This window comes from Frankia nepalensis (assembly GCF_016786325.1).
GTDB classification, from domain to species: domain Bacteria; phylum Actinomycetota; class Actinomycetes; order Frankiales; family Frankiaceae; genus Pseudofrankia; species Pseudofrankia nepalensis.
Window position 1 is genome coordinate 1 of the sequence record NZ_JADWYU010000048.1, and the last position, 10,953, is coordinate 10,953.

General features: G+C 74.3%; 12 protein-coding genes. 6 read left to right on the top strand and 6 right to left on the bottom strand.

Going from position 1 to position 10,953, the window contains the following annotated elements; translation table 11 throughout:
- Nucleotides 1-5: 5 nt before the first annotated feature.
- The gene (locus I6A81_RS02220; RefSeq protein WP_203007054.1) at nucleotides 6-914 is read right to left on the bottom strand and encodes a TIGR03564 family F420-dependent LLM class oxidoreductase; all 909 of its coding nucleotides are present in this window, start codon (nucleotides 912-914) and stop codon (nucleotides 6-8) included.
- A gap of 117 nt (nucleotides 915-1,031) precedes the next feature.
- Between I6A81_RS02220 and I6A81_RS02225 the strand changes: the two genes are divergently transcribed.
- From I6A81_RS02225 to I6A81_RS02240, 4 genes are all read left to right on the top strand, one after another.
- The gene (locus tag I6A81_RS02225; RefSeq protein WP_203007053.1) at nucleotides 1,032-1,940 is read left to right on the top strand and encodes a LysR family transcriptional regulator; all 909 of its coding nucleotides are present in this window, start codon (nucleotides 1,032-1,034) and stop codon (nucleotides 1,938-1,940) included.
- Between the two features lie 132 nt (nucleotides 1,941-2,072).
- Nucleotides 2,073-2,492 carry a PPOX class F420-dependent oxidoreductase gene (locus tag I6A81_RS02230; protein WP_203007056.1) on the top strand — a complete coding sequence of 140 codons (420 nt, stop codon included), beginning with the start codon at nucleotides 2,073-2,075 and terminating at the stop codon, nucleotides 2,490-2,492.
- 92 nt (nucleotides 2,493-2,584) lie between these two features.
- Nucleotides 2,585-3,586, top strand: coding sequence for an ABC transporter substrate-binding protein (locus I6A81_RS02235; protein ID WP_203007052.1), 1,002 nt, complete (start codon nucleotides 2,585-2,587; stop codon nucleotides 3,584-3,586).
- A gap of 364 nt (nucleotides 3,587-3,950) precedes the next feature.
- Nucleotides 3,951-4,163, top strand: coding sequence for a hypothetical protein (locus I6A81_RS02240; RefSeq protein WP_203007051.1), 213 nt, complete (start codon nucleotides 3,951-3,953; stop codon nucleotides 4,161-4,163).
- A 78-nt stretch (nucleotides 4,164-4,241) separates the two neighbouring features.
- Here the strand turns inward: I6A81_RS02240 and I6A81_RS02245 are convergent, their stop codons facing one another.
- From I6A81_RS02245 to I6A81_RS02265, 5 genes are read right to left on the bottom strand one after another with little or no spacing between them, the layout of a single operon-like run.
- Nucleotides 4,242-5,342: a VWA domain-containing protein gene (locus I6A81_RS02245; protein WP_203007050.1), complete on the bottom strand. Its 1,101-nt coding sequence runs from the start codon at nucleotides 5,340-5,342 to the stop codon at nucleotides 4,242-4,244.
- Nucleotides 5,342-6,301 (bottom strand): VWA domain-containing protein, encoded by a 960-nt coding sequence (locus I6A81_RS02250; protein ID WP_203007049.1) that lies wholly within the window; start codon nucleotides 6,299-6,301, stop codon nucleotides 5,342-5,344. Before I6A81_RS02250 ends, I6A81_RS02245 begins: the two co-directional genes overlap by 1 nt.
- Nucleotides 6,298-7,185 carry a DUF58 domain-containing protein gene (locus I6A81_RS02255; protein ID WP_203007048.1) on the bottom strand — a complete coding sequence of 296 codons (888 nt, stop codon included), beginning with the start codon at nucleotides 7,183-7,185 and terminating at the stop codon, nucleotides 6,298-6,300. Before I6A81_RS02255 ends, I6A81_RS02250 begins: the two co-directional genes overlap by 4 nt.
- 6 nt (nucleotides 7,186-7,191) lie before the next feature.
- Complete coding sequence (locus I6A81_RS02260; protein ID WP_238430809.1) at nucleotides 7,192-8,373, bottom strand: AAA family ATPase; 1,182 nt, start codon at nucleotides 8,371-8,373, stop codon at nucleotides 7,192-7,194.
- 27 nt (nucleotides 8,374-8,400) lie between these two features.
- On the bottom strand, nucleotides 8,401-9,165 hold the full coding sequence (locus I6A81_RS02265) for a S1C family serine protease (RefSeq protein WP_203007047.1): 765 nt from the start codon (nucleotides 9,163-9,165) through the stop codon (nucleotides 8,401-8,403).
- A 347-nt stretch (nucleotides 9,166-9,512) separates the two neighbouring features.
- Between I6A81_RS02265 and I6A81_RS02270 the strand changes: the two genes are divergently transcribed.
- Nucleotides 9,513-10,148: a dihydrofolate reductase family protein gene (locus I6A81_RS02270; protein ID WP_203007046.1), complete on the top strand. Its 636-nt coding sequence runs from the start codon at nucleotides 9,513-9,515 to the stop codon at nucleotides 10,146-10,148.
- A gap of 225 nt (nucleotides 10,149-10,373) precedes the next feature.
- The coding region (locus I6A81_RS02275; RefSeq protein WP_203007045.1) for an OmpA family protein at nucleotides 10,374-10,953 on the top strand (580 nt) is incomplete at its 3' end.

The following is a 10,953-nucleotide window of genomic DNA, read 5'->3' on the forward strand; positions in this document are numbered from 1 at the left end:
CCCGCCTACCAGGCCCGGGCTACCGCGCCCAGGGCGTCGATCGTGCGGGCGCGGTCGGCGGCGGTCCCGCAGGCGATGACCTGGACCTCGGCCGCGCCGGCGTCGGCGAACTGGCGCAGCCGCCGCTCGACCTCTCGGGTGTCGCCGACGATCGCCGTGTCGGCCGGGCCGTCCAGGCCCTGGCGGTCGAAGAGCGCGCGGTAGCTGGGCAGGCCACGGGCCGCGCCGAACGCGTCGTCGATCCAGCGCCGCGCCCCGTCGGGGTCGGTCGTGACGCAGACGCACACCCCGGCCACCACCGTCGGCGCCGGGCGCCCGGCGGACGCGGCCGCCCGGGCGAGGGCGGGCACGAAGTAGCTCTCGACGAGGCCGGGGCCGGCCCAGGTGGTCATCGTCCCGTCGGCGGCCTCGCCGGCGAGCCGGAGCATGGCCGGGCCGAGCGCGGACAGCAGCACGGGCGGTTCCTTCGCGCCCGGGACCGTGACCGCGCCCTCGGCGGCCCAGTGCCGTCCCCGGTACGAGACCGGCTCGCCGCGCAGGGCGGGCGTGAGGACGCGCAGGTACTCGCGCAGGTTCGCGACCGGCTCGGTGAACGGGTGGCCGTACCGGGTCTCGATGATCGGGGCGGGGCCGGGCCCCACGCCGAGCAGCAGCCGGTTCCCGGTCAGGGCCTGGACGGTCAGCGCCTGGGCGGCGAGGGCCACCGGGTGGCGCGGGTAGCTGCGGATGATCGAGGTACCGACCGGGAGATCGGGCGCGGCCTGGCCGACCGCGGCCAGCAGGGTCAACGGGTCCCACCCGTCCCGCTCGCTCAGCCACAGCGAGTGGAAACCCGCCTCGGCCGCGTGCGCGGCGTCGCGCGCGAGTTCCTGCGCCGTCCGATCGCCGTCGTCGAGCCACAGGCCGATCCGCATGCGCTCCTCCATCTCCGGGTGCTGGGGTCATCGCCAGTCAACGGTTCGCCCGGCCGCCGACCAAGACCCGATTAGCCTGGACTGCGATAACGAACCGTGATGACGGGAGGCGGCGGCGTGGAGCTTCGCCAGCTGCGCTACTTCGCGGCGGTCGCCGACGAACTGCATTTCGGCCGGGCGGCCGAGAAGCTGCACGTCGTCCAGCCGGCGGTCAGCCAGCAGGTGGCCCGGCTCGAACGCGAGCTGGGGGTGCGCCTGTTCGACCGTTCCCCCCGGCGGGTCCGCCTGACCGTCGCGGGGACGCGGCTGCTGGCCGAGGCCCGGGCCGTCCTCGCCGCGGCCGACCGGACGTCCGCCGTCGCCGCCGAGCTCGCCGAGGCCAGCCGGACCACGATGCGGATCAGCGCGAGCCCCGGCCTCGGGCCGCGGCTGGAACGGGCCCTGCTGGCGCTGCGGGAGGCGTCCGGCGAGCCCGAGGCGAGGGTCGAACTGGTCAGCGTTCCGATCCCCGACCAGGTGGCGGCCGTGGCGCGGGGCGAGGTCGACGTCGCGTTGGTCCGGGCCGCGCGGCCCACCCCGGGAGTCCGGGTCGTGGAACTCTGGCGCGAGCCCCTGTGGGCCGCGATGCCGGCGTGGTTCGAGGCGGCGCCGCGGCCCGCGGTCGCCCTCGCCGCCCTCGCCGACCTGCGGCTGAGAATTCCCTCGGAAGCCTGCGACCCGTTCTTCCGGGCGTTCGTGCTCCGGGCGTGCCGGTCGGCCGGCTTCGAACCGTGGCTCGGCCGGCCGTCCGGCAGCGTTCAGGACACCCTGCTCGAGATCGGCGCCGGCCGCCCGGCCGCCATGGGGCCGGACGGTCCGACCTGGACGGTGCTGCATGCCGAGGCCGCGCGGGACCCGGCCGCCGCGCTCCGCTCGGTGACCGTCCGGCCGATCGACCCTCCGCTGGACGTTCCCGGCTGCCTCGTCGTGGCCGAGGCCAAGCCACGGGCCTGCGTCGAGGTCCTCACCGCCGCCTTCGCCGACTGAGCACCCGCCTCCCCGCTTGGAGACGGTCTGGGGAAGGAACCGTCTCGCGGCGGGTCGTGTCGACGGACCAGGGCCGGGCAGAACCAAGCAGCACCGGGGGAGCGGCCGGTGCCGCACAGGGAGGATCTGTCCGTGGCGAAACTCCAGTTGCCCGAGAAGGTCAGCGAGCTGCTGGCAAAGCCGAATCCAAGTGTGATCACGACCCTGCGGCCGGACGGCCAGCCAGTGTCGGTGGCCACCTGGTACCTGTGGGAGAACGGTCGCCTGCTGGTCAACATGGACGAGGGCCGCAAGCGGCTGGAGTACCTGCGGTCGGACCCCCGGGTGTCGCTCACCGTGCTGAAGGCGGACGACTGGTACACGCACGTCAGCCTGCAGGGCCGGGTGGTCGAGCTGGTCGACGATCCGGACCGGGCCGACATCGACCGGATCTCCACCCACTACATGGGCCAGCCGTACCCCGACCGGGTCCGTGGGCGGGTGAGCGCGTGGATCGAGGTGACGCACTGGCACGGCTGGGTGTCCGGGCGAAAGATGGACACCGAGTCCTGATCGGCGGCGAGCCGCGACCTATGGCGGTTCATGACGACGCGGTTCGTGACGCGGTTCGTGACGCGGTTCGTGGCCGACGCGGTTCGTGACCGATGGCGGTGGTGCGCGCGGCGCTGGTGACGCCGCTGTCCGGGCCGCTGGCCGCCTACGGCCGGGCCGGCGCGGCCGCGCTCACCCTCTGGGCCGAGGGGTTCGCCGCGCCCGACCGCGTGGTGCTCGACGTGGTGGACGCGCACCCGGACGCCCGCGCGGCGGCCCGGCGCGCCGAAGGCCTGGGCCCTGATCTGGTGTTCGGTCCCTACGGGAGCCGGCCGGCCATGGACGTCGCCGCGGCCACCGACCGGCTGGTGTGGAACCACGGGGGCGCCTCGGTTCCGCCCCGGGGCAACGTGGTGAGCGTCCTCGCGCCCGCGGACACCTACTTCACCGGCGCCGTGGAGGTGGCCCACCGGGAGTTCCCGCGGGTCCGCGCGATCGGTGTGCTGCACGGCGGCACCGGCTTCGCCCGCGCCGTCGCCGCCGGCGCCGCGGCGCGGGCGGGGCTGCACGGGCTCGGCGTCCACTCGGCGGTGCTGCCCGCCGCGCCGCCGCGGGCCGACGCGCTGCTCGTGGCGGCGCGTTTCGAGGACGAGCTCGCCCTCGCCCGCACGGTGGACCGCGACAGGTGGCGCATGCTCGGTTTCGTGGCGGCCGGCGTGCGCGAGGTGCTCGCCGAACTGGGCGACGCGCGGGAGGGCCTGTTCGGCCCGGCGCAGTGGATGCCCCAGGCCGCGCCCGCACCAGACGAGGGACCCGACGCCACGGCGTTCGTCGCCGCCTACCGGGCGAGCACCGGCACCGAGCCGCCGTATCCGGCGGCGCAGGCGTTCGCCGCGGGGCTCGTCGCCCTGCGCTGCCTGCGCGAGTCCGGCACGGCCGACGACGCGGTCCTCGCGGCGGCGGCGCGGCGCCTGGAGTGCACCACGCTGTTCGGCCGGTTCCAGGTCGACGCGGCCGGCCGACAGATCGGGCATCAGGTACTGACGGTGCAGTGGCAGGACGGACGACGGATGGTCGTGTGGCCACCGGAGCTGGCGAACGCCGCGCCGCGCTGACGAGGCTCGTCTGGCGGGCTCCCGCGCCGCCACCCAGCCGGCCCTGTTCCCGTAATGCCAATGGTCGGCCCGCCACCGGGCTTCGCGCCGCTCCTGGGCGGGTCTGGTGATTCACCGGCAGGCCGGCCTGAGGCGGGCGCCACCGCGCGGGCGTCGGTAAGGCGACAGCGGGGGTGGCTCCTCCTCACACGGATCTTCACACGGCCGGCTGTTCTTCTGGATGAGTCGTCACGCGGCCTTCCTGCCGGAAGGTCTCCTGCGAAACAGCCTTGCGGATATGGGGCCGAGGTCCTGGACGACGCCGTTTCGGGAACCCGCGTGAACTACCAAAAAATGGCCTGGAAGGTCATGGAGGGGAATTATCATGAAGCGTCGTCTGATTACCGCGGCCGCCGCGACGATGGTCACCGCGGGAATCGTCTCGGTGAGCATCGTGGGAACCGCGGGCTCCGCGAGCGCTCGGCCGTTCGTCTGCGAGGTCATCGAGCCCTACTTCGTGGCGACCTACGAGGACGTGCTGAGCACGCCCAACCACCCAGGGACGAACCTCCACGCCTACTTCCTCGTGAACTGCTGATCAGCCACCGCGCGGGCATGAGCCAGTGCGTCTCCCGGCCGGTTCGTCGCGCCGGCCGGGGGACGACGGACGCCGGGGTCATCGGAGCGTCGCGGCCGTGGGCCGTGCGGCCGGCGGACGGCGCACCCGGTTCCACCACAGCGACAGGGCGACGGCGGCGGCGACCAGCAGCCCGCCGATGCCGGCGAACAGGGCCGCGATGTCCTTGTGCTGGTACGTCACGGTGATGTTGCGGGGCAGGGCGGCCAGCGCCTCCTGGAGCTCGCCCGCGTTCTGCGCCCGGTAGTACATCCCGCCGGTGGCGTCCGCGACCTCCCGCAGCGCGCCCTCGTCGATGGTCAGCGGGCTGCGGTCGCCGAACCGGCCGCCCCCGCCGCCCGGTCCGCCGCCGAACCCGCCGCCGGGGCCGAACGCGTCCTCGCCGATCTGCGAGCTGGCGCACACCGGCGGCGACGGCGTCGTCGTGCCGAAACCGATCGTGAAGACCCGCAGCCGGCGGGCGGCGGCCTGCTCGGCGGCCGTCTGGGGCTCCACGCCCTGGGTGTTCGCGCCGTCGGTGAGCACGACGATGACGTTCGCCGCGTAGTCGCCCTGGGCGTCGCCCTCGTCGAGTGGCACGCCGATCGGGGCGACCGACGGGTCGACCTCGGCGATGGCGTCGATGGAGGTGAGGATTCCCTGGCCGATGGCGGTGCCGCGCGACGTCGTCAGGCTCTCCAGCGCGCCGAGCAGCTCGTCGGTGTCATCGGTCGGCGGGACGAGCAGGCCGGCGACGCCGGCGAAGGTGACCAGGCCGATGCGGGACCCGCCCGGCTGCGCCCTGATGAAGTCGGCGGCCGCCTCCGCGGCGGCGGTGAGCCGGTTCGGGGTCACGTCGGTGGAGCACATCGAGCGCGAGACATCCAGCGCCAGCAGGATCGTCGTCGAGTTGGCCGCCACAGGCACCCGCGCCTGCGGCCGGGCCGCGCCGAGGCCGAGCGTGGCCAGCCCGAGCACGAGCAGCGCGACGGGGACGCGGCGGTGCCAGCGCGTCCGCCCCGGCAGCGCGACCCGCACCAGCGCGACCGAGGTCACGCGCACGGCGGCGCGGCGCCGCCGCCGCCGGCCCCACCAGACGACCGCCCACAGCAGCGGGAGGGCCGCCAGTGTCAGCAGCGCCCAGGGCCAGGTGAGGGACATCAGACGACCCTTCCCGTGCGCAGGACGGTGAGGACGGCGCCGGCGGCCAGCAGCAGGACCGCGCCGGCGATGAACGCCCCGGCCAGCGGCAGGTCCTCCTTGCGGGTGGTCAGCCGCAGGTCGATCGTCGAGGCGACGTCGTCGAGTTCGGGGGCGTCGGACGCCGGGTGGTAGGCGCCGCCGGTCGTGTCCGCGATGGCGGTCAGCGTCTGTTCGTCGAGCGCGGTGTGCAGCTGGTAGCCGTCCACCTCGACGACGCCGCCCGCGGGGGTGCCGATGCCGACGGTCTCGACCCGCACGCCGGCGGCCTGGGCGGCCTGGGCAGCGGCCTCGGTGGCCTCGGGGCTGCCCCCGTCCTGGCCGTCGGAGAACAGCACGATGGTGGCCGAGCCCCAGTAGCCGAGGTCGGGCACGGCGCCGTCCCGGCCCGGCGCGACGGTCCTGCCGGTGATCGCGGACAGGGAGGTGAGGATCGCGCCGGCGAGCGACGTGCCGCCGGTGACGCTCAGGCGGTTGATCGCCGCCTCGGCCGCGGCGCGGTCGGCGCTGGGCTGATGGGTGGTGAGCCCGCCGTTCTGGAAGGCGACGACTCCGACGTTGACGCTGCCGGGCTGGGCGTGGGCGAACCGGATCGCGGCCTGCTTCGCCGCGTCCAGCCGGCTGGGCGCGACGTCGGTCGCGGCCATGCTGTTCGACACGTCCATGGCGATGATCACTGTCCCCTCGGCGCGGGAGACGGGGACGGTCGCGGCGGGCCCTGCCGCCGCGACGGCGAGCACCGCGATCCCGGCGAGGCTCAGCCAGCCGCCGAGCCGGGGCGCGCGCCTGCCCGCGGCGGCGTCGACGCCGACCGCCGCGAGGGCGGCCCGGCGCCGGCGGGACGCCACCGTCGTGGCGACGGCGAGCGCCGCGACGACGAGCACGCCGAGGACGAGCAGCCAGGGAGCGGCGAGTCTCACACGCGCCTCCACCGGGTGCTGGCGACGACCGCGACCAGGGCGGACAGCACGTCGCCGTCGGTGCCGATCCGGTGCAGCGGGACGCCTGCCCGCCGCATCCGGCCGGCCAGGACGGCGTCGCGTTCCGCGACGGCGTCGCGCAGCCTGGCCCGCAGCAGCGGGTCGCTGGAGTCGACGAGGAGCTGCTCGCCGGTCTCGGCGTCCTCGACGAGGACCAGGCCCGCCTCGGGCAGGTCGTCGTCGGCCGCGTCCACGACCCGCAGCGCCACGACGTCGTGCCGGTGGGCGAGCCGCAGCAGCGGCCGGTCCCAGTCGCCGGTGCCGATGAAGTCGGAGATGACGACGACCAGCGACCGGCGCCGCGCGAGCCGCGCCGCGTCCGCGAGCATCGCGGCGAAGTCGGTGGTCGAGGCGGCCGGGGATGCCGCGGCCGCGCGGCCGAGCTCGTGGCCGATGCGCAGCACGTGGCCGCGCCCGGTGCCCGGCGGGACCACCCGCGTCGTGACGCCGTCGTGGAGCAGCGCGGCGACCCGGTTGCCGCCGCGGCTGAACAGCCTGGCGCACGTCAGCGCGACCTCGGCCAGCACGTCGTGCTTCCCGCGGCCCGGGGCGCCGACGGTCATCGACGCCGACCGGTCGAGCACGAGCCACAGGGTCAGCTCGCGGTCCTCGGTGAACTGGCGTACCTGCGGCTCGTCGAGCCGGGCGGTCGCGTTCCAGTCGATGTGGCGGGCGTCGTCCTCCTCGACGTAGCCGCGCAGGCCGACGAAGTCGAGGCCCGCGCCGCGGTACGCCGTGCGGTAGGCGCCGCGTACCCGCCCGTCGAGCCGGCGGACGACCCGCCACTCCAGCCGGAGCAGCAGGCGGTCGGGCGCGCTCGCCATCGTCGTCTACCGGTCCCGCAGCGGGACCTCGGGCATCGGCACGGCGCGCAGCACGCCCCCGATGACCGTGTCGGGTTCGATGTCGTCGGCCAGCGCCTCGTAGGACAGCACGACGCGGTGGCGCAGGACGTCGGTGGCGAGCTCGCGCAGGTCGGGGGGCACCACGTAGTCCCGGCCGCGCAGGTACGCCAGCGCCCGGGCGCCCAGCACGAGGGCGATGGACGCCCGTGGGCTTGCCCCGTAGGTGACGTAGCGTTCCAGCTCGCCCAGCCCCACCGTCGCCGGCGCGCGGGTGGCCAGGACGAGGCGCACCGCGTAGTCGACGATGCCCGGGTCGACATACACGTCCCGCACGCGGGCGCGCATCGCCACCAGGTCCTCGGGGGACAGGATCGCCTGGGGCGGCGCGGGCGGCCGCAGCGCCCGGTCGACGATGGCGTGCTCCTCCGGCGCGGAGGGGTAACGCACGACCACCTTCATCATGAAGCGGTCGACCTGGGCCTCCGGCAGCGGGAAGGTTCCCTCGGACTCGATCGGGTTCTGGGTCGCCATGACCAGGAACGGGTCGGGGACCTGGAAGGTCTCGCGCCCGATCGTCACCTGGCGCTCCTGCATGACCTCCAGGAGCGCGCTCTGCACCTTCGCCGGGGCGCGGTTGATCTCGTCGGCCAGCAGCAGGTTGGTGAAGACCGGGCCGAGCGAGGTCTCGAACTCGCCGGTGTGCTGACGGTAGACCCGGGTGCCGACCAGGTCGGCGGGCAGCAGGTCCGGCGTGAACTGGATGCGCTGGAACTGCCCGCCGATCGCGGCGGCCAGCGACTTCACGGCCAGCGTCTTGGCCAGCCCGGGGACGCCCTCGACGAGCAGGTGGCCGCCGGAGAGCAGGCCGACCGCCATGCGCTCGAGCAGCACGTCCTGCCCGACGATCGTGCGTTTGACCTCGAACAGGGCCTGCTCGAGCGGCCTGGCCGTGGCGGAGGACGGCGTGGGCGGTGTCGAGGACCGCGCGGGTGGGGGCTGCGCGGGCGGAATCTGCGCGGGTGAGGGCTGCGCGGGTGGGGACTGCGTGGGCCCGGCCGGCGCGCCGGGCGCGGCCGGTGCGTCCCGGCCGTCGGGTGTCTGCGTGTCGGCGTCCTTCGGCGCCATGAGGGTCAGATACCGGCGCTCGACCTCGTCTTTGTTCGACATCGTTCTCGTTCGAGACCTTCCGTGGTGTCAGATCTGGGGTCCGCGACCGTCGCCAGGTCCGTCGCCACCGCCGCCGAGGGCGCTGCCGATGGGCATGGCGAAGCCGATGCCGGCGAACGCGTCGTCGCCGCCCGGGTCGGCGATGGAGACGACGATTCCGATGACCAGGCCGTTCGCGTCGAGCAGCGGCCCGCCGGAGCTGCCCGGATTCACCGAGGCGTCGAACTGGATCAGACCGGACACCTGGCCGGTCTCCGTGGTCGCGCTGCGGCCGACGCCCGAGACGACGCCGGACGAGACGCTGTAGGTCAGCCCGAGTGGGTTGCCGATCGCGACGACCTCGCCGCCGACCTCGACGCCGCCGCCGAGCGTCGCCGGCACGAGCAGTTGCGGCATCGTCTCCGGGGTGAGCGCCGCGATGTCGGTCGCCGGGTCGGCCGAGGCCACGGCGGCGTCCGACGTGGTGCCGTCGGAGAAGGTGAGGGTGACCGCGCTGCCGTCGTCGACGACGTGGTTGGCGGTGAGGACGGTGCCGTCGGCCGCCACGATCACCCCTGAGCCGAGCGAGCCCTCGGCGGTGCGCACCACGACGACCGACGGTCCGATCGCCTGGTAGATGTCCGCGACGCTGGGAGTCGCGTCCGCGCTGGGACTCGCCGACGGGGTCGGGGTGCTCCGAGCCTCAGAGCTTCCGTCTGGTCGGAGCACGAGCGCCACGACCGTGGCGGCCAACGCCACGATGAGGACGCCGCAGGCGAGCAGGACGCCGCGGACGCCGGGCCGGCCGATCACCGCTCGGACCCAGGCGCCATAGCGTGACGGTACGGGCGATACCTGAGCTGTTCCTGAACAAAGGGCTCGCACCCGCTTAATGCCCGCGAGTCCGTCGAGGACCGGTATTCGCCGCGCAATCAGTCCGTGGCACGGAGTTCATCTCGTTCTGACAGCGAGCCCCCGGTCGCTCCGGCCCTTTCGCCCGCGCACCGGCCGATCGGACCTGGTGCTCGCGCGGCCGATGAGTTCGGGGGCGGCCAGGGGTCGGTACGGGTGTGACATCAGAGGGCGAGACGCCGAACGATCGGTGCCTCGGCCGGTGCTTGCGCGGTCGCCCACCGGGGGCGGCCCGTCAGGGAGGAACCATGGGGCTCATCCACATCGACCTGTTCACCACGCTGGACGGTGTCGCGCAGGCGCCCGGCGGGCCGGACGAGGACCCGGAGGGGGGTTTCGCGTTCGGCGGCTGGCAGGCGCCGCTGGTCGACGAGGCCGTCGGCGAGCAGGTCGGCGCCGGCCTGGTGGGCCTGGACGCGCTGTTGCTCGGTCGCCGGACCTACGACATCTTCGCCGGCTACTGGCCGCACCAGGAAGACGGCGTCGACGCCGGGATCGCCAAGCTGTTCAACGGGCTGCCCAAGTACGTCGCCTCCCGCGGCACGCCGGCGCTCGAATGGGCGAACTCGACGCGGCTCGGGCCGGACCTCGCGAGCGCCGTGCGGGCGGTGCGTGACCGGCACGCGAACGTGCACGTCATCGGCAGCCTCGACCTCGTGCAGACCCTGCTCGCCGAGCGGCTTTTCGACCGCCTCAACCTGTGGGTCTACCCGGTGGTGCTCGGCGCCGGGAAGAAGGTCTTCGCGGGCGGCGCCGTGCCGGCGAACCTGACGCTCATCGAACCGGCCGTCACCTCGCCGAAGGGCGCGGTGCTGCTGCACTACGCCCTCGCCGACGGCACGCCCAGCACCGGCGACATGTCGCTCGACAACCGCGGGGTGTGATTCCAGCAGGCTGAGGCTCGTCCGCCTGAATCACTCGACCTGGGAGGGAACGGGCCCCGCATCGTCGCCAAACGGGGCCGGTCTTCGGCGGTACGGACCGGCCGCGCGCCGCGTCGGTCGACTCCACCAAGGTGTGTCGGGCTCGCGGCAGGTCGTTGTCCAGGGCGGATGCCGGGGATAGCGTGCGCGCATCTGATCTTGGGAATGCCTGCTTCTGGGGGACACATGCGGGGGACTCGTCCGTGGCGGCTGGCCGCCACGGCAATCGTGATCGGTCTGGCCGGCGTCGCGTGCGGCGGGTCGGACGGCGAGCCCGAGGCCGCGGCCACGAACTCGCCGCCGGCCGTCGCGACGGCCGCGGAGCCGACACAGGAGGCGGCTTCCGCGGCGCCGTCGCCCGTGCCCACGGAATCGCTGCCGCCCGGGGCCGTGCAGGGCCTGGACGACTACGGCGCCGACGGCATGCTCGACCCGACCTGCGGCACGCAGGACTTCGGCGCCGGGCTGGTGCTGCGGATCCCGTGCGAGATCACCACGCCCAACGAGCCGGAGTACGGCAGCCGGCTCATCCAGGACTCGCTCTACCGCCTGCCGGGCTCCATCGACATCAATCTCGATGGGATCTCGGGCAGCCTGCTGCTGGCGCGGGACGACGCCGGCACCAAGGTCGTCATCGTCGTGTTCAACTCCGACAACCTCTTCGCGACCGGCAGCGACGTGCTCGGCAGCACCGACACGATGGACAACACCATCAAGCTGATCAACTCGACGTTTCCCGGCGGCATCCTCCAGGTCCGCGGCCACA

Coding starts and splice junctions, on each gene's coding strand:
- I6A81_RS02260 (WP_238430809.1), bottom strand. CDS start 8,373: ATGTCGAACAAAGACGAGGTCGAGCGCCGGTATCTGACCCTCATGGCG.
- I6A81_RS02255 (WP_203007048.1), bottom strand. CDS start 7,185: ATGGCGAGCGCGCCCGACCGCCTGCTGCTCCGGCTGGAGTGGCGGGTC.
- I6A81_RS02235 (WP_203007052.1), top strand. CDS start 2,585: ATGGCGGTGGTGCGCGCGGCGCTGGTGACGCCGCTGTCCGGGCCGCTG.
- I6A81_RS02270 (WP_203007046.1), top strand. CDS start 9,513: ATGGGGCTCATCCACATCGACCTGTTCACCACGCTGGACGGTGTCGCG.
- I6A81_RS02245 (WP_203007050.1), bottom strand. CDS start 5,342: ATGTCCCTCACCTGGCCCTGGGCGCTGCTGACACTGGCGGCCCTCCCG.
- I6A81_RS02240 (WP_203007051.1), top strand. CDS start 3,951: ATGAAGCGTCGTCTGATTACCGCGGCCGCCGCGACGATGGTCACCGCG.
- I6A81_RS02220 (WP_203007054.1), bottom strand. CDS start 914: ATGCGGATCGGCCTGTGGCTCGACGACGGCGATCGGACGGCGCAGGAA.